Source organism: Nocardiopsis alba DSM 43377 (genome assembly GCF_000341225.1).
GTDB lineage: Bacteria > Actinomycetota > Actinomycetes > Streptosporangiales > Streptosporangiaceae > Nocardiopsis > Nocardiopsis alba.
Genome location: NZ_ANAC01000007.1, coordinates 1 through 23337, shown reverse-complemented (window position 1 = coordinate 23337; position 23337 = coordinate 1). Strand labels below are relative to the sequence as shown.

Annotated in this window: 25 protein-coding genes; 15 read left to right on the top strand and 10 right to left on the bottom strand. The window is 70.2% G+C overall.

The annotated features are described in order from the left end of the window. Positions 1–16: 16 nt before the first annotated feature. A complete protein-coding gene (locus tag D451_RS0105410) occupies positions 17–499 on the bottom strand; it encodes an acetyltransferase (RefSeq protein WP_017533688.1) in 483 nt (160 codons plus the stop codon). A gap of 163 nt (positions 500–662) precedes the next feature. Between D451_RS0105410 and D451_RS0105405 the strand changes: the two genes are divergently transcribed. From D451_RS0105405 to D451_RS0105395, 3 genes are all read left to right on the top strand, one after another. Further along, complete coding sequence (locus D451_RS0105405; protein ID WP_026124845.1) at positions 663–1100, top strand: DUF6153 family protein; 438 nt, start codon at positions 663–665, stop codon at positions 1098–1100. A gap of 111 nt (positions 1101–1211) precedes the next feature. Beyond that, positions 1212–1844, top strand: a complete 633-nt coding sequence (locus tag D451_RS0105400; RefSeq protein WP_017533686.1) for a DUF305 domain-containing protein — start codon at positions 1212–1214, stop codon at positions 1842–1844. 86 nt (positions 1845–1930) lie between these two features. Then, positions 1931–2854, top strand: coding sequence for a F510_1955 family glycosylhydrolase (locus D451_RS0105395; protein ID WP_017533685.1), 924 nt, complete (start codon positions 1931–1933; stop codon positions 2852–2854). Between the two features lie 64 nt (positions 2855–2918). Here D451_RS0105395 and D451_RS0105390 read toward each other — a convergent pair whose 3' ends face one another. Continuing rightward, on the bottom strand, positions 2919–3752 hold the full coding sequence (locus tag D451_RS0105390) for a MetQ/NlpA family ABC transporter substrate-binding protein (protein WP_017533684.1): 834 nt from the start codon (positions 3750–3752) through the stop codon (positions 2919–2921). 351 nt (positions 3753–4103) lie between these two features. Here D451_RS0105390 and D451_RS0105385 point away from each other — a divergent pair, with 351 nt between their 5' ends. From D451_RS0105385 to D451_RS0105365, 5 genes are all read left to right on the top strand, one after another. Continuing rightward, a complete protein-coding gene (locus tag D451_RS0105385; RefSeq protein WP_241463289.1) occupies positions 4104–5258 on the top strand; it encodes an ADP-ribosylglycohydrolase family protein in 1155 nt (384 codons plus the stop codon). A gap of 155 nt (positions 5259–5413) precedes the next feature. After that, positions 5414–5764 (top strand): hypothetical protein, encoded by a 351-nt coding sequence (locus D451_RS0105380; RefSeq protein ID WP_014910169.1) that lies wholly within the window; start codon positions 5414–5416, stop codon positions 5762–5764. A gap of 176 nt (positions 5765–5940) precedes the next feature. After that, positions 5941–6375: a membrane protein gene (locus tag D451_RS0105375; RefSeq protein ID WP_014909079.1), complete on the top strand. Its 435-nt coding sequence runs from the start codon at positions 5941–5943 to the stop codon at positions 6373–6375. A gap of 147 nt (positions 6376–6522) precedes the next feature. Next, positions 6523–7332 (top strand): SDR family oxidoreductase, encoded by an 810-nt coding sequence (locus tag D451_RS0105370; RefSeq protein WP_017533682.1) that lies wholly within the window; start codon positions 6523–6525, stop codon positions 7330–7332. Between the two features lie 84 nt (positions 7333–7416). Beyond that, positions 7417–7770: an antibiotic biosynthesis monooxygenase family protein gene (locus D451_RS0105365; protein WP_014908140.1), complete on the top strand. Its 354-nt coding sequence runs from the start codon at positions 7417–7419 to the stop codon at positions 7768–7770. A gap of 68 nt (positions 7771–7838) precedes the next feature. On the opposite strand, the gene D451_RS0105360 is transcribed toward D451_RS0105365, so the two are convergent. Continuing rightward, complete coding sequence (locus tag D451_RS0105360) at positions 7839–8600, bottom strand: class I SAM-dependent methyltransferase (RefSeq protein ID WP_017533681.1); 762 nt, start codon at positions 8598–8600, stop codon at positions 7839–7841. A gap of 124 nt (positions 8601–8724) precedes the next feature. On the opposite strand from D451_RS0105360, the gene D451_RS28760 reads away from it, so the two are divergent. Both D451_RS28760 and D451_RS0105350 read left to right on the top strand, forming a co-directional pair. Then, positions 8725–8859 (top strand): hypothetical protein, encoded by a 135-nt coding sequence (locus D451_RS28760; protein ID WP_017533680.1) that lies wholly within the window; start codon positions 8725–8727, stop codon positions 8857–8859. 35 nt (positions 8860–8894) lie between these two features. Then, positions 8895–9851 carry a GNAT family N-acetyltransferase gene (locus tag D451_RS0105350; protein WP_017533679.1) on the top strand — a complete coding sequence of 319 codons (957 nt, stop codon included), beginning with the start codon at positions 8895–8897 and terminating at the stop codon, positions 9849–9851. Between the two features lie 15 nt (positions 9852–9866). On the opposite strand, the gene D451_RS0105345 is transcribed toward D451_RS0105350, so the two are convergent. Further along, on the bottom strand, positions 9867–10637 hold the full coding sequence (locus D451_RS0105345) for a nucleotidyltransferase domain-containing protein (protein WP_017533678.1): 771 nt from the start codon (positions 10635–10637) through the stop codon (positions 9867–9869). Positions 10638–10691: 54 nt separating this feature from the next. Next, positions 10692–11915: a DUF418 domain-containing protein gene (locus D451_RS0105340; RefSeq protein ID WP_017533677.1), complete on the bottom strand. Its 1224-nt coding sequence runs from the start codon at positions 11913–11915 to the stop codon at positions 10692–10694. A gap of 82 nt (positions 11916–11997) precedes the next feature. Between D451_RS0105340 and D451_RS0105335 the strand changes: the two genes are divergently transcribed. Continuing rightward, entirely contained in the window at positions 11998–12630 is a 633-nt protein-coding gene (locus D451_RS0105335; protein ID WP_017533676.1) for a TetR/AcrR family transcriptional regulator, read from the top strand. A gap of 67 nt (positions 12631–12697) precedes the next feature. On the opposite strand, the gene D451_RS0105330 is transcribed toward D451_RS0105335, so the two are convergent. After that, positions 12698–14386: a BCCT family transporter gene (locus D451_RS0105330; RefSeq protein WP_017533675.1), complete on the bottom strand. Its 1689-nt coding sequence runs from the start codon at positions 14384–14386 to the stop codon at positions 12698–12700. Between the two features lie 483 nt (positions 14387–14869). Here D451_RS0105330 and D451_RS0105325 point away from each other — a divergent pair, with 483 nt between their 5' ends. After that, positions 14870–15484 carry an HAD family hydrolase gene (locus tag D451_RS0105325; protein ID WP_017533674.1) on the top strand — a complete coding sequence of 205 codons (615 nt, stop codon included), beginning with the start codon at positions 14870–14872 and terminating at the stop codon, positions 15482–15484. A 56-nt stretch (positions 15485–15540) separates the two neighbouring features. On the opposite strand, the gene D451_RS0105320 is transcribed toward D451_RS0105325, so the two are convergent. From D451_RS0105320 to D451_RS0105310, 3 genes are all read right to left on the bottom strand, one after another. Further along, entirely contained in the window at positions 15541–16425 is an 885-nt protein-coding gene (locus D451_RS0105320; protein WP_014909523.1) for an alpha/beta fold hydrolase, read from the bottom strand. 418 nt (positions 16426–16843) lie between these two features. Then, complete coding sequence (locus D451_RS0105315) at positions 16844–17662, bottom strand: aldo/keto reductase (RefSeq protein ID WP_017533673.1); 819 nt, start codon at positions 17660–17662, stop codon at positions 16844–16846. An 82-nt stretch (positions 17663–17744) separates the two neighbouring features. Further along, positions 17745–18749, bottom strand: coding sequence for an NADP-dependent oxidoreductase (locus D451_RS0105310; protein ID WP_017533672.1), 1005 nt, complete (start codon positions 18747–18749; stop codon positions 17745–17747). A 198-nt stretch (positions 18750–18947) separates the two neighbouring features. Here D451_RS0105310 and D451_RS0105305 point away from each other — a divergent pair, with 198 nt between their 5' ends. The 3 genes from D451_RS0105305 to D451_RS0105295 are packed head-to-tail and all read left to right on the top strand — an operon-like array spanning position 18948 to position 21395. Further along, complete coding sequence (locus D451_RS0105305) at positions 18948–20009, top strand: endonuclease/exonuclease/phosphatase family protein (RefSeq protein WP_241463288.1); 1062 nt, start codon at positions 18948–18950, stop codon at positions 20007–20009. 50 nt (positions 20010–20059) lie between these two features. Continuing rightward, complete coding sequence (locus tag D451_RS0105300; RefSeq protein ID WP_017533670.1) at positions 20060–20911, top strand: TIGR03619 family F420-dependent LLM class oxidoreductase; 852 nt, start codon at positions 20060–20062, stop codon at positions 20909–20911. 34 nt (positions 20912–20945) lie between these two features. Beyond that, on the top strand, positions 20946–21395 hold the full coding sequence (locus D451_RS0105295) for a GNAT family N-acetyltransferase (protein ID WP_014909769.1): 450 nt from the start codon (positions 20946–20948) through the stop codon (positions 21393–21395). 18 nt (positions 21396–21413) lie between these two features. Here D451_RS0105295 and D451_RS0105290 read toward each other — a convergent pair whose 3' ends face one another. Continuing rightward, positions 21414–23255, bottom strand: a complete 1842-nt coding sequence (locus D451_RS0105290) for an alkyl/aryl-sulfatase (protein ID WP_017533669.1) — start codon at positions 23253–23255, stop codon at positions 21414–21416. Between the last annotated feature and the right edge of the window lie 82 nt (positions 23256–23337).

Sequence of the window (23337 nt, the reverse complement as noted above, 5' to 3'; positions counted from 1 at the left end):
CGCGCCGGGGCCGGGGTCAGCCCTGTTCGTTCCTGCGCATGTGGAGCAGCGGGAACGGACGTCCCTCCCCGTCCAGCGGAGAACGCCCGACCACCCGGAAGCCACGACTCTCGTAGAAGGCCAGGGCGCCCGGGTTCTGCTCGTTGACGTCCAGCTCCAGCACCGGATGGCGGGACGCCGCCCACTCGATCAGCCGGGTGCCCACACCCCGACCTCGACCCCGGTCGGCCACGAACAGCATCTCCACACGGTGCCCGTCCATGCCCAGGAAGCCCACGGGACGGTCGTCTACGTCGACCGCGACGTGGAGCTCCACCGCGGGCAGCCACTGTTCACCGAGCCGGACCCGGTAGTCCTCGATGTCCTCCGGGGTGAGGAAGGCGTGGGTGGCCACCACCGCCTGGCGCCACACCTCGACGAGGTCGTCGTATTCGACGGGGCCGCGGGTCGGTCGAAGGTCGACCGGCATCCGGCCCGAGGAGGGTTCGTCTTCGTGCATCACGCCAGGTTAGAACCCGATCCGGGCCGGCGCGAAGGGTTTTCCCACCCCCGCCGCGCGCCTCGCCGAACGGGGCGGCAGACTCGGAACACGGGCCCCATAGGCCTCGATTTTCTCCCTGAAACGCTCCATACCCTCACGGGGTACGGGTACCCTGGCGGACATGATGTCGTCCGAGCCGCTCCGGAGCAGCACGGGACGCGCCTGGGTGCGCCTCCTGCTGCTGGCCGCGCTGCTGCTCGGTATCGGCGCCATGCACACCCTGGGCCACGTCCAACACGAGGCGCACGCCTCCACCGAGACCAAGGGTCCCGCCCCGGTCATGGCCGCCGACGGGCTCCCCCTGTCCGACTCCGAGGGCGGACACACCGCGAGCGACGACGTTCAGCACGCGGCCGCCCTCCCCGACCTGGACCCGACCTCGATCTGCCTGGCCCTGGGCGCCCTCACCGCCACCCTGATCGGTGTGGCCGCCCTGGCGTTCGTCCGCTGGCCCGGAAACCCCCCGCGCTCGGCCGGACCGGTCAACCGACCGCCCCCGTCCGCCCTCCCCCCACGTGAGGGACCCTCGCTGTCCCTGTTGCAGGTGCTGCGCATCTAGATGCCCGCGGGACGCGGCCGACCCGGCCCGTCTCCGCTTCCACGCGCACCTACGACAGCCGTGCCGGAACCGGGTTCCGCACGGAGGACATTCGAGAGGAAACGGGTCGACATGACCTTTCAGCAGCGTGCCCTGAACCGCCGTGTGCCGGCGATGATCGCCACCGCCCTGGCCACCGCCCTGTTCGCCGCCGCCTGCGGCGGGGACGACTCCGCACCGGAGAACGCCGACACCTCCCAGAGCGGGGAACGGGCCGCGGAGTACAACCAGGCCGACGTGCACTTCGCCCAGATGATGATCCCCCACCACGAGCAGGCCGTGGAGATGGCCGACCTCGCCGATGACCGGGCCGGTGACGAGGTCCGGGAGCTGGCCGAGGAGGTCCGTGCCGCGCAGGGTCCCGAGATCGAGCTGATGGAGGGCTTCCTCGACGATTGGGGGGCCGAGGCCGAACACGGCATGGACCCCTCCGACATGGACGGCATGCTCTCCGAGGATCAGATGTCCGAGCTGGAGGGCTCCGAGGGGGACGCCTTCGACACCCTCTTCATGGAGTACATGGTCCTGCACCACGAGGGCGCGGTCATGATGGCCGAGACCGAGCTCGACGAAGGGGTGAACGAGGAGGCCCGTGCGCTGGCCCAGGAGATCATCGACGCTCAGGAGCGGGAGATCGAGCTGATGAACGACCTGCTGGGCACGGACGGTGACGTCCAGGAGGAGGACGGCGGCGACGACCGCTGACCCCTCTCCCACGGGGCGGGGCGCGCGAAGGGGCGCGCCCCGCCCCGGTCATGGACGTACCTCCTCGAAAGAAGGACGCGAAACGCATGCCCGGAACACACGAAACCCGCACCGGGAGAACACCCGGGGGCCGCTACCGCGCCGTACTCGCCTCGGTCGGGTTGATCGCCCTGGCCACCGCCTGCTCGGCCCCGGGAACGGTGCCCGGAGCCCTCGGGGACGCCGAGGGCGACCGGCCCCGCAACACGGTCGGGGTCGCCCTGCCCGATGAGGCACGGCACGTGCACGGCGCGGGGGTCGACCCCGAGACCGGCGAGGTTCTGGTGGCCTCCCACGCCGGCCTGTACACACTGCCCGCGCCGGACGAGGCGGGCGACGGAGACGTCGAGCCGACGCACGTGGGCCCCGAGATCGACCTCATGGGGTTCGCGGTCCAGGGGCCGGGGCACTATCTGGCCAGTGGCCATCCGGAGGGCGACACCGACATGCCCGACCCGGTCGGCCTGATCGAGACCCGTGACGGTGGGCGGAGCTGGGAGGCCCTGTCCTTGGCGGGGGAATCCGACTTCCACGCTCTTACCTCGAACGACGACCGCGTGTTCGGCTTCGACGGCGCGTTGCGCGCCACCGGGGACGGCGTCGACTGGGACGACCTCGACCCCTCGGTACAGGCCTTCTCCCTGGCCGTCTCCGACGACGGCGAGACGGTCCTGGCCACCACCGAGCGGGGCCTGCTCCGCTCCACCGACGGCGGTGCCGATTTCGAGGCCGTCCCGGACGCGCCCATGCCGGCCCTGGTCTCCTGGGTCCGCGGCGGCGACCGGGTCTTCGCGATCACGCTGGACGGCACCGTGCACCTGAGCGAGGACGCCGGGCTCACCTGGGAGCGGACCGGCGCGCTGCCGGGCACCCCGGAGGCCCTCTACGCCGACGACGAGCAGGTGATCGTGGTCTCCGACCTGCACGTGGCCCGGTCCACCGACGAGGGCGCCGGCTTCGACGCCTGGTGACCGGTCGCCCTCTCGATGCCCGAGACCCGTCGGGACCGGTGCGATCCGGCCCCGACGGGGCGCGTCACTCGGAGGCGACGGGGATGACGCTGCCCTGGTAGGTCTCCTCGATGAAGCGGACCGTCTCCGGGGAGGTCAGCAGCTCGGCGAGGGTCGCCACCCGCGGGTCGTCGACGTTGTCGGGACGGGCCGCGAGGATGTTCACGTACGGGTTGTCCTCGACCACCTCGAGCAGGATCGAGTCCTTCTCGAAGTCCAGCCCGGCCTCCTGGGCGTAGTTGTTGTTGACGATCGCGGCGTCGACGTCGTCGAGGGAGCGGGGCAGCTGGGCCGCTTCGACCTCGCGGAAGTCGAGGTCGAAGGGGTTCTCCTCGATGTCGGAGAGGCTGAAGGAGGCCTCGTCCGCACCTTCGGCGAGGGTGATGAGGCCGCCTTCCTCCAGCAGGAGGAGGGCGCGGAACTCGTTGGTGGGGTCGTTGGGCAGCGCGATCTCGGAGCCGGCCTCCAGCTCGGAGAGCTCGTCCACGCTCTTGGAGTACAGGCCCAGCGGCGGCAGGTAGATCCGCTCGACCGCGACGAGGTCGGTGCCGTTGCCCTCGTTGTACTCCAGCAGGAACGGCTCGTGCTGGTAGAGGTTGACGTCGAGCTGTCCCTCGGCGAGGGCGGCGTTGGGCGCGATGTAGTCGGAGTACTCGGTGATCTCCAGGTCCAGTCCGGCCCCGGGGGCGAGTTCGGACTCGACGAACCGGAGGATGTCGCCGGCCGGGACGGCCGTGGCGCCCACCGCGAGCGGGCCCTCTCCCTCGGTGGTCTCGGAACCCCGCTCCGAGGGGGCGCCGCAGGCGGTCGCCGCCAGGAGGGCCAGGGCTACGGGGGCGACGATGACGGAGCGGCGCATGAGTGTCCTTCGAGTGCTGCTGGGAGACGGGACCGGAGAGGACGCGGGAACTTTCTCCCCGCATTTCCTATTTTCCCGATATTAAATTCGGGATTACCTCGGAAGTCCAGCGTCCGTGACCAAGTGCACACGCCCTGACCAGCCCTGACAAAGGAGGTCGAACGACATCAGGATCCCACACGACACCCTTCGCCAACGAACCGCCTCCAAGAGTGACCGGGCCCACATCCATCGACCCACCCCGCCGAACCGGACACCCCCACCGAATCCCGGCACACCCCTCCGAGCAGCGCCGGAAAGCCCGACCACGTAAGGCTTGTGGTCGTCCGGCCGGGCCCCTAGCATCCTGAAATGCGCACCTCCTCACCACTTCCCGACCGACTGACCGGCTGCCTTATGGGTGGAGCCGTCGGAGATGCCCTCGGAGCCCCCGTCGAAGGTCTGGGGCTCGACCAGATCCGCGAACGCTACGGGACGACCGGCCTGAGCGACTACGTCGAGGGGTCCTACGGGGTCGGTGCCATCACCGACGAGACCCAGCTGACCCTGCGCACCGCCGACGCGCTCCTCCGGGCCCACATGCGGGCCCGGGACAAGGGGATCGAGGGGGCCGCCCTGGGGATGGTGCAGGCCTCCTACCTGGAATGGCTGAACCACCAGATGCCGAGCGCCTCACTGGAGAAGGAGGAGGTCGGCCCGGGGTTCGGGGGTGCCGCGCTGCGGGCCCGGCGAGGATACGGGGCCGCCACCGTGGACGCGCTTCGGGCCGCCTCCGCCCGCGTGGAGAGGCGATGGGTGCCGCTGGGCACACCGAAGGCCCCGATCAACAACTCCAAGGGCTGCGCCGCGGTGGTCCGTGTCGCCCCGTGCGGGTTTCTCACGGTGTCCCCCGCGAAGGCGTTCGACCTCGGCGGCGAGGTCGCCGCCCTGACCCACGGGCACAGGACCGGCCACCTGGCGGCCGGGACCCTGGCGGCCACCGTATGGGGCCTGGTCCGCGACGAACCCCTGGATTCCGCGCTGGAGACGGCCCGTGAGGAGTTGGAGGGGCGGACGGGACACGAGGAGGTCTCCAGTGCCCTCGACAAGGCGGTCGCGGTCGCCGAGCGCGGGATCCCCGAGGCCCGCGACCTGGCCGAACTGGGGGACGGCTGGACCTCCGAGGAGGCGCTCGCGGTGGCGATGTGCGTGGCCCTGAGCGCCGAGGCCGTCCTGGCCCGGGAGCCCTCCCGGCACTTCTCCCGCGGTGTGGCCGACGTGGGCGCGCACTGCCTGCCGCTGGCGGTCAACCACTCGGGGGACAGCGACACCATCGGGGCGATCTGCGGCGGCCTCATCGGGGCCCGCTACGGGTCGCACGCCTTCCCCGGACACTGGCAGTCGGCCCTGGAGGTGCGCGACGAGGTGATCCGGCTGGCCGCCGACTGCGCCCTGGAGTTCGGCCCGCACCCCCCGAGCGATCAGCGGTACGGCGGGGTGCACCACACCTGGTTCCGCCACCACTGATCGAGGTCGTCGAATCGGCCGGCAGAAAACCCCGAAAAAGGACGGAAACGCCTTCTCCTGGCCGTTTACCGACGGCTTACCCGCTGTGGGCAAGGCTGGTGGGACAACACAACACATGGGGGCCCGGGCTCCCGCCGGAGGCGGAACGAAGAGCGATGTTCGGTGATGTGATCGAGTGGTTCAAAGGGATGTTCGGCGGAGGCGCCGATGAGCTGGTCGACGGGGCGAGCGGGGCCCTGGACCAGGCCGGAGCGGGGGCGGAGGACCTGATGGGCACCGCCCAGGAGGCGGGTCAGTCCTTCGGCGAGGGAGTGGTCGGGGAGCAGTTCCTCCAGGACAGCGGGCTGGACGCGGCGGCCCAGGATCTTCAGGAGGGCGCCCTGGGCGAGGTCACCGAGACCGCCCAGGGATTCCAGGAACAGGCCGAGACCTGGAGCGGTGTCGCCGAGGACCCGATGGGCGCCGCCGCGGACGAGATCCGCGGCCGCCTCACCGGCGAGGGCTGACGCCGCGCACGACGCCCCGGTGGCCCCGGTCCCTCGAGGGACCGGGGCCACCGGCGTTCCTCCTCGGGGAGAAGCGTCGACGCTCGGCGCGCACAGGCGACCACGACCATCATCGTGCGTAGCATTTCGATCGCACACAGTGACAGATGGTTGTCGAACAGGCAGGGAGAACCCTGATGAAGTCGCCCGTCAGACCGCACCAACTGATCCTGCGCCTCGCCACCGGCGCCTCCATCCTCAACTCCGGCCTGAACAAGCGCGGTGCCGACGAGGACACCGCCGTGTCCCTGCACGGCATGGCGGTCGGCACCTATCCCTTCCTCGACAAGATCGACCCGGCCACCTTCACCCGGCTGTTGTCGGCCGGGGAGATCGCCCTGGGATCGGCGCTGCTGGTCCCGCTGGTGCCGAACCGGCTGGCGGGGGCGGGGCTGAGCGCGTTCGCGGCGGGCCTGCTGGGGCTGTACCTGCGCACCCCGGGCATGCACAAGCCCCGCAGTCTGGCACCGACCCAGGAGGGGATCGGCCTGTCCAAGGACCTGTGGCTGTTGGGGGCGGGGTTGGCGCTGATCCTGGAGGAGTGCGAGGACCACTGTCACAAGGGCGACTGACCCCCGCGTGACCGGGTCCCGGAGCGAGCGTCCCCTGGCTCCGGGGCCCACCCGTCGACGGGTCCGGGCCTCCCTGGACCGGTCTCCGGGGAGAGGGTCGGTTACCGTGGGTCGGACTTTCACCCCCTCCGACCCGAAGGGCCCGCCATGTCCTCCCCCACCACCCGTCGTACAGCCCTGGTCACCGGGGCCTCCTCCGGCATCGGGGCCGCCGTCGCCGCCGCCCTCGTGGAGCGGGGCCATCGCGTGTACGGGACCAGCCGTTCTCCGGAGGGGATCTCCGATCCGATCCCCGGGGTCGAGTACCTGGCCCTGGATCTGACCGACGCGGCGTCGGTGGAGGCCTGCGCCACGGCCGCGGGCGAGGTGGACATCCTGGTCAACAACGCGGGCGAGAGCCAGAACGGCCCCATCGAGGAACTGCCGATGGACGCGATCGAGCGCGTGTTCCGGCTCAACGTGTTCGGCGCGGTCCGCCTGACCCAACTGGTGCTGCCGGGGATGCGTGCGCGCGGGTACGGCCGGGTGGTGATGGTGGGGTCGATGCTGGCGAGCTTCCCCCTGGCCTACCGGTCCTCCTACGTGGCGACCAAGGCGGCGATCAAGGGGTTCGCGGACGCGGCCCGGCGCGAGGTGTCGCCGTTCGGTGTGGGGGTGACGACGGTGGAGCCGGGGTCGATCAACACCGGCATCAGCGAGCGGCGCACCCAGTACGTGGGCGAGGGCTCCCCGTTCGAGGAGGAGTACCGGACCATGGTGAACGCGCTCAACGCGAACGAGGCCCGGGGGATCTCCGCGGAGGCGGTGGCCGCCACCGTGCTCCGCGCGATCGAGGCCCGCTCGCCACGCCCCCTGTACGCGGTGGGCAGCAACGCGCCCTTGGTGTTCGCCCTGCGACGACTGCTCCCGCGTTCGGTGATGCTGCGTATCGTGGCCCGCAAGCACGGTCTCCGCTGACCCTCGTCGGCCGGGTCGGCGCGGCCCTCTCGGAGCGGTCCCTTAGGTTGGCCACGACAGGTGTCGAACCGACCGGAGGAACCCGTGACCAGTGTCGTCAAGTTCAACGTGCTGACCGTCCCCGAGGGCGGGGGCGCCACCCTGGAGGAGCGCTTCGCCAAGCGGGCGGGGCTGGTGGAGGACCAGGAGGGCTTCGAGGAGTTCCAGCTCCTGCGCCCGGTCGAGGGCACCGACAAGTACCTCGTCTACACCCGCTGGCGGTCCGAGGAGGACTTCCGGAAGTGGGTCGAGGGCCGGGCCTTCGCGAAGGGGCACGCCCAGGCGGCCGCCGACGCGGAGAAGGAGGGCCGGGCCCACGGCGGGCACGGCGGCCCGGCGGCGACCGGCAGTGAGATCTGGGGCTTCGAGGTCGTCCAGCACGTGACCGCGCGGGACTGAGCCGCGCACCCGTACCCCCGGGCGTCCGGCTCTTCGCCCGGGGGACGCTCCTCGTGACCTCCGACCGTTCACTCCGGCCTGCGTGCCTCCACCAGGATCCGGGAGGAGTACGCGACGAAGGGCCCTTCCTCCTCGATCGATTCGTGCAGTTCCCGCAGCCGATCGCGGTGGGCGTCCACCGTGAACCCGGGGACCATCCACACCACCTTGCGCAGGAAGTACACGACCGCCCCGATGTCGAGGAACTCCATCCGGAGGCGTTCGGTGCGCAGGTCCACCACGTCGAGTCCGGCGGCCTCGGCCCCGGCCCGGTCGTGGTCCTCGTGGCGGGACTCGCGGACCTCGCGCGGCTGGGGGCCGAGGAAGTACTCGACCAGTTCGAAGACGCTGGCGGGCCCCACGTGTTGGGCCAGGTAGGTGCCTCCGGGGGCCAGGACCCGGGCGATCTCCTTCCAGTGGACGGTCACCGGGTGACGGCACACCACCAGGTCGAAGGCCCCGTCGGCGAAGGGCAGCGCGGGCTCGTCCGGGCAGGCCACGACGACCACGCCCCGGGGGTGCAACAGCCGCGTGGCCGCCTCGACGTTGGGCGGCCACCCCTCGGTGGCGACCGTCGACGGCGCGTACCGAGGGATCCCGGCCAGTACCTCTCCCCCTCCGGTCTGGACGTCCAGGGCGGCGGTGGCGCGCGTCATCCGCTCCCCCATCAAACGCTGGTACCCCCAGGAGGGTCGTTCTTCGGTGGCCCGGCCCTCGAACCAGGAGAAGTCCCAGCCCGCGGTGGGCTCCGCCTCGGCCTCGGCCACGAGTGCGTCGAAATCCCGTCTCATACGCCCATCTTGACGAGATGGCCACATCCGGACAACGGGTTTTCCACTCTCCGGATCCGAGGAAAGGGCCTGGTGGTGGCCCTAGCGGATAGGTGACACGATCGTCGGAGCACGGAAAAGGGCCTTGCGCGAGCACTCGAAGCGCCCCTATAAAGAGACCCGCCGCACCGAACGACGGTGCCGGCCCCTGACCCGAGAGGAGGCGCATCCGATGTTCACCGTGATCACCGCGCCCTCCGAGGCCTCGGCCCGACGCTGACCTCGACACGGGCGCACCACACCGAAGGTGTCGCCTTGACCGTTCTTTCGAACGACCTGACCATCCGTCCTCTCACCGGTTCCGAGGAGCTCTCGCTCTTCAACCGTTTCCCCTACCTCCTCAACGAGGAGTTCCCCCGGGACATCGCCGACGGCCGTCGCCGTCCCTCCTGGATGTGGGTGGCCCTGCACGGGGACCGCCTGATCGGCCGTCTGTCCTGGTGGTGCCGCCCTCAGGACGACGCTCCCTTCCTGCTCGACGTGTTCGACGTCGTCGACTCCCCCGACATCGACCGGACCGACGTGGCCCGGCACCTGCTGCGGACCGCCTCCGCGGCGACGCTCGCCCCGGACGCCGGTCTCCCCGAGTTCCTGCGCTTCCTTCCGGCCGGATGGCGCGAGGACCCCGCCGAGGCCTCCATGGTCCGAGACCTGATGAAGGTCCTGGAGGGCGAGGGGTACTCCCTGCTCGCCGAACGCCTGCGCTTCGAGCTGCCCGCGGGCACCCCCGCCCCTCGCCCCGGGGGCCGTCTCCGGTTCCGCGAGATCGAGGACACCGACGAGATCCTCGGGCTGATGACCCGGGCCCTCGAAGGGACCCTGGACGCCCACGACCGCGCCGATCTTCGGGACAAGAGCGCCGAGGAGGTCGCCGCGGCCAACTTCGCCGACGAGTTCGCCGAGTACACCACTCCGCGTTCCTGGTGGCGGGTGGCGACGCTCCCCGACGGGGAACCGGTCGGTTTCGTCATCCCGGCGCGCAACGCCTACCACCCGATCATCGCCTACATCGCCGTGCTCCCCGAGCATCGCGGCCACGGACACATCGACGATCTTCTCGCCGAGGGCGGCCGTGTCCTGCGCGAGGAGGGCGAGGCCGAGTACGTGCGCGCCGCGACGGACCTGGGCAACGGGCCGATGGCGGCGGCCTTCCGTCGGGCGGGTTACGAGGTCCTCAGCGAGCTGCTCACCATGACCGGCGAGCGGCCCTAGCGCGGCGCGCCCTGGTCAGCGGGTCATGGAGATAATCCGGCCGGCCTCGGCTACGGCGGAGAGCAGGTCCTGGGGGTCGGCGGTCATACCGGCGACCACCAGGTCCATCTCCGCCAGGTCGGCCAGGGAGAGCAGCGTCTTGTCGTTGGTGGCCCACACCCCGCGCCCGGCCAGGACCGCGTGCGCGGCCTGCGCGGCGGCCTGGGCCACCAGTCCCGCGCACTGGGCCACCCGCCCTTGGGGCGCGTGGTTCCGTTCGGCGTAGGCGAGGGTGGCCGAGGCGAAGCCGCGCCAGACCGGCGGCGCGTTCCGGCGTAGGGCCTCCGGATAGTCGGGGGCGGGGAGGTCGCCCGCCAGGACCCGACCGAGGGCGAGTTCGGCGACCACCAGGTAGGTGGGAATCCCGACCAGGTGGAACATGAGGGGTTCGACTCGGAAGCGGCCCTCCTCGGCCTCGACGATCTCGTGTTCGACCACGTCGAGGTCGCGGTAGTGGACGTCCACGGGGCGTCCATCGATCCGCAGCCAGGCCCCGCCGTTGAAGACCCCTTCGCTCCAGCCGCCGATCTCGGAGACCTCGCCCTCCCAGCCGACCTCTCGCAGGTGACGTGGGTCGAAGAGCCCGGCGCCGCCCCGGTAGTACACGGCGAGATCCCAGTCGCTGTCGGGGCGGTGGGTGCCCTGGGCTCGAGAGCCACCGAGCGCGACCGCCTCCACCCCGGGGAGCGAGGCGAGACGGTCGGTGGTGGCGGCGAGGAAGCGTTCGTCGGTGTCGGAGAGGGTCATCCCTCCATGATGGCCGGTCGGCCGGCGCGCCCGCTCCCCCTTTTCCGCCGGTGGCTATCGTGCCCCGTCTCCGGTCCCGTCGGTGCCCGAGGCGACCGGGACCGGGGCTTTCCGCCGTGCCCCGCCGTAGGTCATCCGGCGCAGGAAGGTCTCCGCAGGTCCTCGAAGGCCGAACCGTTCCATCACGGCGGCGATCACCACGGTGGCCGCCCAGACCCCCGCACCGACCAGGACCGCCTGGGCGTCGTTCAGCCGCTCGGCCAGGTTCATCGTGTAGGGGAGGAAGAGCGCCACCCACGCCACGGACTGGAGCAGGTAGCAGGTCATCGACCGCCGCCCGGTGGCGACCAGGGCCCCCACGATCGGGCCTCGCCGGTCTCCGATCGCCACCGCCACCAGGGCGATGAGCGCCGCGTACCCGAACCCTCCGGCGTACCCGGACACCACGTGCAGCCACTTGGCACCGATCAGGAAGGGGAGTTCGGGGTTCCACACCCGGATCATGACGAACATGTGCGGGATCGCTCCGATCACCGCGAGGGCGATGCCTCCTCCGGCGACCCGGCGCAGGAACCGGAGGTGGAGTTCGGGTTCCTCCAGGAGGCGACGGCGGGCCGCCCAGACCCCGACGGTGAAGGGGAGAACGGAGATGCCGACCATGAGCAGGGTCAGTACAGGCCATGCGGAGAGCCTGAGGAACAGGTCCGTCAACGGGTCGACCTCGACCGCGCTCGTCTGGGCCCCGGACGCTGCGAGCAGCCCCTCGGCGATGGCGTACAGCAGGGTGCCCACGGACGCCCAGGCGAACCCGTGGGCGAGCAGACGGTGGTCGCTCCGGTGCAGTAGCCCCGCGAGCAGCAGGGCGATGAGCCCGTACGTGGCGATGACGTCGCCGTAGAACAGGAGAGCGGTGTGCAGGAACCCGATGAGGATCATCCACCCACCGCGCCGGCGCACCAGGGAACGGACCCAGGGCCGGGGTCTGCCCTCGGCCGTGCGTCGCAGGTATATCAGGGCGAGCCCGTAGCCGAACAGGGCGGCGAACATCGGGTAGCCGCGGGCCTCGGCGAAGAGCGTCATGAAGGCGGTGACGGCGGTGTCCAGAGTGCCGGCCAGGGTGAAGGTCTCACCGCCGGTCGCGAGCTGCCGGAACATGTGGGCGTGGACGGTGGCGATGACCAGCAGCATGAGGCCGCGCGCCAGGTCGGGGGCGAGGGAACGGCGTTCGACCGGGGTCGCCGTCACCTCGGTGGTGGGTGGCAGGGGTGTTCGAGGCATGGGGATCTCCGTTCATTGGATACGGTGGCGTATCTCCTTGAGAGAATAAGATACGCAAGCGTTTCCTAGGAACTCGATATCCATGACCGACCGGAAGCGGCCGGAACCGGCCACCAAGGCCACGCGCAAACGCGGACGAGAACTCCTCGACGCCATCCACACGGCCGTCCTCGCCGAGGCCGCCGAGACCGGCCTGCCCGGCCTGACCATGGAGGGGATCGCCCGCCGCGCGGAGACCGCCAAGACCTCGCTCTACCGTCGCTGGTCGTCTCCGGAGGACATCCTGATCGAAGCCCTCCATCGGCACTATCCGCAGGAGACCCCCACCCCCGGGGCCGATGACCTCAGAGGGGACCTCGTCCGCGCACTGGGCCTCCTGCGCGGCCTCATGGAGGACCCGCTCCTGGGTCGCGTGCTCCTGGCGGTGGCCGCCGAGACCACGCGCCGCCCCGAGCTCTCCCGGCGCGTGTCCGAGGAGGTCTACGAGCCTCGTGGGGGGCGCTTCACCGGGATCGTGCTACGGCACTACGCCGACCTGGGCCGGATCGACCCGACGAGGGTCACCGACCTGAGCCTCGACGTCGGCGAGGCCCTGATGCTCAAGTACCCCGTGGACCATCCGGGGGAGCTCCCTCCCGAGAACTACGAGGCCCGGATCGTCGACGAGATCCTGCTGCCCGTCCTGGGGATCACGTCGGACGCTCCCCGCCCCTGACCCCGCACGCCGAAGGGCGGCCCGGAGACGGACCGCCCTTCGGCTTTCGTGTGCGGACCGAGGCCCCTCAGACGTCGTCCTTGGCCTCGGGGCCGAGGTGGTCGCCCCCGGAACCGTTGTCGCGCTGCTGTTCTCGCTGTTGTTCCCGTTGCTGCTCGCGCAGTTGGTCACGGCGCATCCTCCTGGACCTGGCCTGGAGGGGTATGGTGCGTTGCCGATGCGCCCCCGACCCTTTCGCCGTCTCCTCCTTCAACGACTTCACCAGGGCGATCATCATGAAGAAGCCGATCACGAAGAAGGGCAGCCCGAACACGATGATCGTCTGTTGGAGCGCGTCCAGGCCTCCCACCCCGCTGGCCGTGAGCACGGTCGCGGCGACCACCCCCTGGGTGACGCCCCAGAAGACGCGCTGCCGGGTGGGCGATTCGGCAGTCCCCGAGCAGAGCATGTCCACCACCAGGGACGCGGAGTCGGACGAGGTGGTGAAGAAGATGACCACGATGACGATGGCCATGACCGACACGAACGTGGCCAGGGGATAGTGCCCCAGGAAGGAGAACAGCGCCCCCGGGATGTCCTCCTGGACGACGACCTCCTCGACCAGTCCGCCGCCCTGGTGCATCTCGATGTCGAAGGCCGACATCCCGAACACGCTGAACCACACGATGCTGAACGCCGTGGGCAGGGCGAGCACGCCCAGCACGAACTCACGGATGGTGCGGCCCTTGGAGATGCGGGCGATGAAGATGCCCACGAACGGCGACCAGGTGATCGTCCAGGCCCAGTAGAAGACCGTCCAGCTGCCCTGCCACCCCGTGTTGCCGAAGGTGTCGTTCCAGAACGAGAGCGGTATGAGCTGGTCCAGGTACACGCCCGTGGTCTCGATGATCCCCTTGGCCAGGTACAGCGTGGAGCCGGCCGCGAACACGAAGATCAGCAGGCCGACCGCCATGACGATGTTGATGAAGGAGAGCCACTTGATCCCGGTGTCCAGTCCCGTGGCCACGGAGATCACCGCGATGAGGGTGACGATGCCGATCAGGATGATCTGGGTGGGACGGCTCTCCTCCAGGCCGAACAGCACGTTCAGCCCGCTGTTGATCTGCATGGTGCCCAGGCCGATGGTCACGGCCACCCCGAAGAGGGTGCCCAGGACCGCGAAGATGTCGACGAAGCGCCCCACCGGCCCGTTGATGCCGTCCCCGAGGAACGGGTGGAGGATCGAGCTGACCCGGAAGGGCAGCCCTTTGCGATAGACGAAGTAGGCGAAGGCCAACGCGGGCAGACAGAAGATCGTCCAGGTGTGCAGACCGAAGTGGTAGAGCGTGAAGCCCATGGCCTGCTGGGCCGCCTCGACCGACTCCGGAGCCACGTTCTGCTGTGGGGGATTCGCGTAGTGGCTGATGGGTTCGGCGACGCCCCAGAACATCAGGATGCTCCCGATGCCCGCCGCGAACAACATGCAGAACCAGGCCAGGTTGCCGTACTCGGGCCTGCTGTCCGGCGGACCCAGGCGGATGTTCCCGAATCTGCTGGACGCGATCCAGATCAGGAAGATCAGGAAGGTCGTCACCCCGAGGATGTAGACCCACCCCAGATGGGACAGGATCCACCCCGAGGTGGCGCCGAAGATCGCGTCCACCGTGTCGGTGAAGGCGATGGCGCACACCACGAACAGGATGGTCAGCGCGGCCGATATGAAGAAGATCGCCGGGTTGGTGTCCATACCCAGCTTGCCTGCCAGCTTTGCGAACATGCCGACTGCTTTCTGGTTTCCGGGGTTTTCGTCAGGGGTGGGGGATCCTCGTCACCGCCCCTTCGCCATCGGGTGAGAACACGCACCTTAGAGGGACTTACCCCTTACCCCTTACCCTTACATGAAGAGCGAAATCCCCGCTCTCGACACATAGAACCGCATTTTAAAAAACGTCCCAGAATTGTCAGAAATAACTTTATTCGGGCATAGCGCCCGTTCTGTCCTGCGGGAGAGGCGGGTTCCAGGGCCTTCTCCGGGGCGTCGGCACCGTATCCGATCTCTCGGCGTGCCGGGCGGCGCTCGGATGTCGTCGGAGTGTCGGGATGCGGGGGCGGCGCGGGCCGGGCCCGATCTCCGGGACCCGGGCGGGAGGCGGACCGACGTCCACTCCCCGGATCTCCTCTCGGACACTCTCCGACCGATGGTGTCCTAACGTGGAGCGGGCAACCCCTCCGCACCGACCGCACGACCCAGGGGAGAACCGTGAGGACCGTACTGTTCGACATGTTCGGGGTGGTCGCCATGGACCAGTCGCCGATCGTCCGCGAGACGATGGTGGACCACTCCGGCCACGCCTCGTCCGACTTCTGGTCCGCCTACTGGGCGCCCCGTCAGGACTACGACCGGGGCGACCTGGACGGCCCCGCCTACTGGCGGGCCGTGGGCGAGCGTCTCGGCTCCCCCTTCACCCCCGAACAGGTCGAGCGACTGATCGCCCTCGACCTGGAGAGCTGGTCCCGGGTCGACGAGGACTCCGTCGCGCTGGTGCGAAGCCTGTCCGACACCGGCGTCCCGCTGGGGTTGCTGTCGAACATCCCCACCGAACTCGCAGCCCGCTTCGAGGAACGGCACCGGCGCGTGCTGGACCTGTTCCCGGTGCTGGGGCTGTCGTGCCGGATCGGCCACGCCAAACCCGAGGCCGACGCCTTCCACTGGTGCCTGGAACGACTCGGAACCTCCCCGGAGGAGGTCCTGTTCGTGGACGACAACACCGCCAACGTCGCGGCCGCGCGCGAACTCGGTCTCCACGGACACGTGTTCACGTCCGTGCCCGAACTGCGTCGGGTCCTGAAGGAGGGCGGTCTCACCGCGGAGTGAGGACGGCGATCCCGTCGCGTCCGGTCTCCACCGGACGCGCGGGTCGATCCGCCGACTCAGGCGTCGAACTCGCGGAGGAGCTCGGCGACCTTCTCCGGCTGCTCGTGCAGGGCCAGGTGTCCGGCGCCCTCGATGGTGCGGACCTCGGCGTCGAGGAACCTCCGCGCCGGGCCGTGCAGCCGCGCCGGTGAGAAGAACCGGTCGTGGGAGCCGGTGGCCACCGTGATCGGGGTCGTGGACCAGGCCCGGAAGGCCTCCGCGTTGAGCGGGGTCGGGGTGGTGTTGGTCCGGCAGTGGCGGGCCACCAGGGTCAGCCACTCCCTCTCGGAGCTGTACTCCTCACAGGCGGTCTCGGACGGCCCACTGAGGAATTCGATCAGACGATTGCTGGTCTGCTCGTTGGGGTGGATCATCCACGGCAGGGTGGCGCGCATCGACTCCGAGCTGACACCGGCCGCGGTCAACCCGGCGGGGTTGAGCAGCAGCAACCCGGCGACCAGCGGGTTCGGGGTCGAGGCCAGTGCGATGGCCGCGCCCCGGGAATGCCCCAGGACGATGACCGGACGGTCGGTGATCATCGGCAGGAGTTCGTCGAGCCACGCACCGTAGGCCTCGGTCCGGGCGCCGGCGGTGCGCTGACTACAGCTCAGCCCCGGCTGCCCCGGAAGGTCGACCAGGAGTACCGGCCGATCCGCGGCGAGCGCGCGGGCGGCGGGAACCGTGGTGGCGGCGTTGAGGTTGGTCCCCGACAGGACCAGAACCGGGGTACCGCTCCCGCCCGAGGCCCGGAAGGCCTGTGTGGGGCCCATACGGGTCTCCACGAGCGGTAGGGGGCCGAGTTCGGGCCACTGACTCAGGGCTTTGTGACACCAGGCGTGCACGGAGCGCTCGGAGTTCTCCGAGCGGTAGACACGCGCGGCGCGAAGAGGGACGACGGTCATGGATCTGGTTTCGCGTAGAGAGAGAAAGGTGTTCGCCGCCCTGACTTCTCGGCGCACCAAGAGAGGACTGTACGCCTCTGTTCGGCCCCTCGCCACTCAGGGGCGCGAACCCCGTCGTGGCGGTGTCGAACGGCCGCCTCCGAGAGCCGCCCACCCCTAGCGAAGTGTCCCGTGTTGGGAGCGTTCGCCCTGGTACGGGTGGGATTGTCCCGACCGAAAGCGGCCATGCGGTCGCACCGACGTCCAGTCAGGATACGACCGCTCCACGGCGGGCGGATCCGGACGATCGATAGGCCCGGTCATCGGATGAGAGGGGCGCCGCTCCGCCCCCTCCGAAGGGTCGAACGGGGCGGGGTCCCGCGCGCCGGAGGGCACGCGGGACCCCGCGAAGAAGTGAGGCGGAACACGCCCCGCCCGACTAGTTGAACTCGTCGGGGTCCGGGCCGATCCGGCCGTCGCCGTCCAGGGAGGCGACCCGCTCCATCTCCTCGGCGGAGAGCTCGAAGTCGAACACCTCGAAGTTCTCCCGGATCCGCGCGGGGGTCACGGACTTGGGGATCACCACGTTGCCCAGCTGGAGGTGCCAGCGCAGCACCACCTGGGCGGCCGACTTGCCGTGGGCGGCGCCGATCTCGACGAGGACCGGGTCCTCCAGCAGCCCCTTGCCCTGACCCAGCGGACTCCAGGCCTCGGTGAGCAGACCCTTCTCCGCGTTGAGGGCGCGCATCCGACCCTGCGAGAAGTAGGGGTGCAGCTCGATCTGGTTGATCGCCGGGGTCACCTCGGCCTCGCCGAGCAGACGCTCGAGCGTGGTGGGGGTGAAGTTGGACACGCCGATGGCCTTGGCGCGACCCTCGGCGAGGATCCGCTCCAGCGCCTTCCAGGTGTCGACGTAGGTGTCGTGGGCGGGCGTCGGCCAGTGGATCAGGTACAGGTCGACGTAGTCGGTGCCCAGACGCTTCAGGCTCGCGTCGAACGCCGCCAGGGCCTTGTCGTAGCCCTGGTCGTCGTTCCACAGCTTCGTGGTGAGGAAGATGTCCTCACGGGCCACGCCGGAGTCGGCGATGGCGCGGCCGGTGCCCTCCTCGTTGTTGTAGATCCGCGCGGTGTCGATGCTGCGGTAGCCGACCTCGATGGCGGTCTTGACCGAGGCGTAGGCCTCATCGTCGGGAACCTGCCAGACGCCGAAACCCAACTGGGGCATGGTGAGGCCGTTGTTCAGCGTGACGTACTGCAAGGGTGTCGTGCCTTTCGATGGGGATGGGGCGTGCGCCACGGCGAGGACCGCCGTGGCGCGATGGGGATGGTGGTGTGGTGGTTCAGGACAGACGCACGAGCATCTTCCCGGTGTTGGCTCCGCGCATCATGCCGAGGAACGCGTCGACCGCGTGATCGATCCCGTCGACCACGGTCTCCTCCGCGTACAGACCGCCCTCGGCGAGCCAGCGGGCGGCCCGCTCGCGGTACTCGCCCGCGAGGTCCCCGTGGTCGCCGACCAGGAAGCCCTGGAGCCGGATCCTCTTGCCGACGAGCAGGGCGAGGTTGTCCGGCCCGGGGACGGGCTCGGTGGCGTTGTAGACGGAGATGGCCCCGCACAGGGCCGCCCGACCGTGGACGCGCATCGCCTGGACGGCGGCGCGCAGATGGTCGCCTCCGACATTGTCGAAGTAGACGTCGATCCCATCGGGGGCGGCCTCGGCGAGCTGCCCCTCCAGGTCTCCGTTCCGGTAGTCGATGGCCGCGTCGTAGCCGAAGTCCTCCAACAGGCGACGCCCCTTCTCGGGGCCGCCCGCGGAGCCGATCACCTTGGACGCGCCCAGCCGCTTCGCGATCTGTCCCGCGAGGCTGCCGACCGCCCCGGCGGCGCCGGAGACGAACACGACGTCGCCCTCCCGGAGGCCGGCGACGGCGGTGAGCCCGGCGTAGGCGGTCAGGCCCACCATGCCGAGCACGCCGAGATAGGCCTGGGCGGGCGCGACCTCGGTATCGACGACGGTGGCGTGGGCGCCGTCCACGAGCGCGTACTCGCGCCAACCGTGGAAGTGCAGCACCGTGGCGCCCACCGGCACCTCGGGGCTCTCGGAGGCGACGACGGTGCCGACCGCGCCGCCCTCCATGGCCTGATCGAGACGGAACGGCGGGACGTAGGACTTCACGTCGTTCATGCGACCGCGCATGTAGGGGTCGACCGACATCCAGTCGTTGCGGACCAGGACCTGGCCCGGACCGGGGTCGGCGACGGTCGTCTCCACCAGGGCGAAGTCTGCGGGGGTCGGTTCTCCGACGGGACGGGCGACGAGGTGGACTTCCTTGGAGACGGGCATGGTGTTCCCCCTGAGTGCGAGGTGGTGGGGCGTGCGGGCTCGGCCGCGCCCTCGAGCGTAGCCCCGGACCGCGAACGTTGACCAACGGGCGTCTCGGCCCGTTTCCCGAACCGTCCGGGGGCGTGTCCTCCCCCGATACCCGTCATAGGCCGTCCGCTCACCCGATGTTCCGATGTTCACATCGGAACCACGTGCCCCGTGCCCGCGTCCCACTCCGGTATCGATCCCCCGATCCCCTGGGAGAAGCGCATGCCGCCGTTCCGTCCGAGACGTTCCGACGCCCCGCCCCACGGGGTCCGGCCCCGGAACAAGTGGGTGAGCGGCCTGGTGGTCGCGGTCGCCGTGGGTCTTCTCCTGTTCTCCGGCCTCCGGCTGGTCGGGTTGGAGCGCGGTTTCCCGTTGGTGCCGTTGATGGCCTACGCGCCGCTGGTCCTCTTCACGATCCCCGTCCTCGTGGTGGCCTTCCTCCTGATGAGGCGGTTCGCGGCGGCCGGTGCGGCCATGGTCGCGTTCGCGCTGTTGGCGGTCCCCATCCTGCCCCGACTCATCGACGAGGGGCCGATCCCTCCCGAGGTTCCGGGTCCCGAGCTGAGGGTGCTCACCCTGAACACGCACTTCGGCTCGGTCGCCCCCGAGACCATCGTCGACCTGGCGCGCGAGCACGAGATGGACGTCCTCACCCTTCAGGAGGTCACCCCCGAGCTGTACGCGGGGCTGGAGGAGGCCGGCCTGGCCGAGGTGCTGCCGTACTCGATGGACCACTCCGCGCCGGCGGCGGCCGGCGGGACCGTGCACTCGGTGTATCCGCTCACCCCCGTGGGCGACCCGGGGCGCGAGATCGATTCCCTCTCCATGCCCCACGCGTCCCTGGAGGTCCCCGGCACCGCACGCCCGGTGGAGGTGGTGTCGGTCCATCCGATGTCGCCGCGCCGACCCTCCAGCATGGAGGCCTGGGAGTGGGGCCTGCTCATGCTCCCTCCCGCGGCGGAGGACACGACGCGGATCCTCGCCGGCGACTTCAACGCCACCCTCGACCACGCGGCGATGCGCCACGTCGTGTTCGAGGGGTACGTCGACGCGGCCGACGTGACCGGGCAGGGGCTGACCGGGACCTGGCCGGTGGGCAAGCCGGTCCCCAAGGTGGCCCTCGACCACGTGCTGGTGGACCACCGGGCGGCCGTGGACGGTCTGGACTTCCTGGACGTGGAGGGCACCACCCACCGGGCCCTCGTCGCCGACCTGACCCTTCCCGGAGAGTAGCCCCGCCCGGCCTTGACCCTCACACCGATGGCAGGGGTTACCGTCGCCGCATGAGCGAGCCGACCCCGTCCACGAGCGGAACCCGTCTCCAGGTGGTCCTGCCCGACGAGTCCCCGGACATGCCCGTATCGACCCTGGTCGACCTGGGTGTACGGGCCGAGGAACTCGGAGCACGGGCCCTCTGGCTGCCCGATCACCTGCTTCCGCCCCGCCCCTACGGCCGGACCTTCGGCGGGGTGTACGAGCCCCTGGTGACCCTCGGGTACCTGGCCGCCCGTACACGGAGGGTGCGGCTGGGCACGTCGGTGCTGGTGCTGCCGATGCGGGACCCCTTCACCGTCGCCAAACAGGTCGCCACCCTGGACCGGCTGTCCGGAGGCCGGTTCACGCTCGGGGTGGGCGTGGGCTGGTCGCGCGAGGAGTTCGCGGCGGTGGGGTCGGACTTCTCGACCCGGGGCGCCCGGACCGATGAGGCGTTGGCCCTGCTGCGGCACCTGTTCGAAGGTGAAGGGGCCTTCGATGGTCGATTCCACTCCTATGGGCGAGGGGTGTTCGAACCCCGCCCGAGCGGGCGGATCCGGGTGATGGTGGGCGGTGGCTCGGACGCCGCCCTGCGCCGGGCCGCCGCGTGGGCCGACGAGTGGCAGGGGCTCGACCCGGATCCGGAGGCGTTCGGGAAGGCGCGGAAACGGCTGCTCGCCGCCGCGGGACGTCCGATGGAGACCGGGGCGCGGATGGCCTGGAGCGGTGAGGAGGAGGGCCTGGAGGAGGCCGTGGCGCGTTTCCGCTCTCTCGTGGAGGTGGGAGCGGACGCGGTCGCGGTGTGGTTCGGCGACGCCGAGGGGTTCGGAGAGCGTATGGAGCGTTTCACCGGAGCCCTGCGCCGAGCCGAGGGGGCCTGAGGGGGCTCCCCGACCCCCGCGTAGATTCGGGACCATGCCCACCATCGAACGTGCTCGTGTCGAAGACGTCCCCTCGATCGTCGCCCTGTTGGCCGACGACCCGTTGGGGGCCGGACGTGAGACACCCGACGACCTCGATCCCTACCTGAGGGCGTTCGCCGTCATCGACGCCGACCCCCACCAACATCTGGTGGTGGCCCGCCGGGACGGTCGCGTGGTGGGAACCCTCCAGCTGACCGTGCTCCCGGGCCTCTCGCGTACGGCCACCACCCGCGCCCAGGTCGAGGCGGTCCGGGTAGGACGTGATGAGCGCGGGCACGGCCTGGGGCGGGAGTTGCTGGAGTGGGCCGAACGGGAGGCGCGGGAGCGCGGTTGCGCGCTGCTCCAGCTGACCACCGACGCCTCCCGAGAGGACGCCCACCGCTTCTACGAGCGCCTGGGCTACGTGGGGAGCCACCTCGGTTTCAAGAAGCCCCTGACCTGAGCACCGTGCCGAGCGGGGTCAGGGGATGACGATGTTGAAGGTGGGGTCGGGCTCGTCCAGCAGCCCCATCAGACGGTCCACCAACCCCTCGTCCCCCGAGAACACCATGCCCTCGGTCCCCTTTCCCGCGAGCAGGCGCAGCAGCCGGAACTTGTTCAGGGTCACGGTCAGGTCCGGCTCGCCCCGGCGCGGCTTCTCCCTGCTGGTGAGAGCCCCGTTGGAGAGCGTGGTTCGGTGGATGGTGTCCAGGTCGGTGAACACCCAGTCGATCACGAAGTACTCGTTCCAGGCACGGGGGCCGTTGACGCGGATCGCGAGCGAGGCGAAGAGCTGATCCACCGACAGGGCCGAGGTCAACCCGGTGACCTGCGGTATCGACGCCCCCTGGCCTCCCTCTCTCAGCTCGGCGGCGCCTTGGAGGTAGAAGTTGCGCCAGGTGCCGTTCTCCGCCCCGAACCCCAGCCGCTCGTACACGTCGGCCAGGGCGAGACGGGCCTCCTCGTCGTCGGGGCGGGAGAAGACCGCGTGGTCCAACAGGGTCGCGGCGAAGCGCAGGTCGCCCCGGTCACGGTACTCGCCGGCCTTGCGGACCACCTCGGCCACGCCTCCCATGCACTCCACGTAGCGAACGGCCGCGGCCTCGGGAGGGTGCGGCCACAGGTGGGCGGGGTTGCCGTCGAACCAGCCCATGTAGCGCTGATAGATCGCCTTGACGTTGTGGTTGACCGAACCGTAGTAGCCCCGTGTGTGCCAGGACCGTTCCAGACCGGGCGGCATGCGGAGGGTTTCGGCGATCTCCGACCCCACCAGTCCCTGGTTCATCATCCGCACGGTCTGGTCGTGCAGATAGGCGTAGAGGTCGCGTTGCAGGCTCAGGAAGGAGACCAGGCGTTCGGTCCCCCAGGTGGGCCAGTGGTGCGAGGCGAACAGGACGTCGGAGTCGTACGCGAAGAGTTCGATGGACTCGTCGAGATAACCGGACCAGGCGCGGGCGTCGCGCACCAGGGCCCCGCGCAGGGTCAACAGGTTGTGCAGGTTGTGGGTGGCGTTCTCGGCCATGCACAGGGCCCGGTGTTCGGGGAAGTAGAAGTTCATCTCGGCCGGGGCCTCGGTGCCGGGCGTCATCTGGAAGACGATGCGCACCCCGTCGACGACCTCCTCCTGGCCGGTACGGGTGATGGCCCGGTTGGGCGCGATGAGGGTGACCGTGCCGGTGGAACCGGCCTGCCCCAGCCCCACGCCGATCTGGCCGCGCGGCCCGGGCGGGATGCGCGCGCCGGTGTGGAACAGGCCCCGGCGGGCCATGGCCGGTCCCACGTAGACGTTCTCGGAGACCGCGTTCTCCATGAAGTCCTTGGGGGCCAGGATGGGCACGTTGCCCTCGGTGACCCCGCCGACCCCGCCGAAGTGGTCGACGTGGGAGTGCGAGTAGATCACCCCGCTGACCGGACGGTCACCGCGTCGGGACCGGTAGAGATCCAGGCCGGCCCGGGCCGTCTCCGCCGAGATGAGCGGATCGATGACCAGGACTCCCTGGTCCCCCTCGACCAGGGTCATATTGGACAGGTCGAGGCCGCGCACCTGGTAGATGCCCTCGGTGACCTTGTACAGACCTTGCTTGGCGCACAGTCGGGACTGGCGCCACAGACTGGGGTTGGCGGTATCCGGGCACTCCTCCTCCAGGAAGGCGTAGGCGCCGGTGTCCCACACCACCCGCCCCCGGTCGTCCTTGACGACCCCCGGCTCCAGACGGGCGACGAGGCCGCGATCGGCGTCGGCGAAGTCGTCGGTGACGGGGTCCGCGGGCTCGGAGCCGACGGGGTCGTCGGGGTCCGTGTACTCGTGTCCGTTACCGGTCATCACTTCTCCTCGTCGGGCCGAGGCCGAACGGCGGTGGCGGGTCCGGGCGCACGACCATGATCACGGAGGGGCGTTCAGTGGA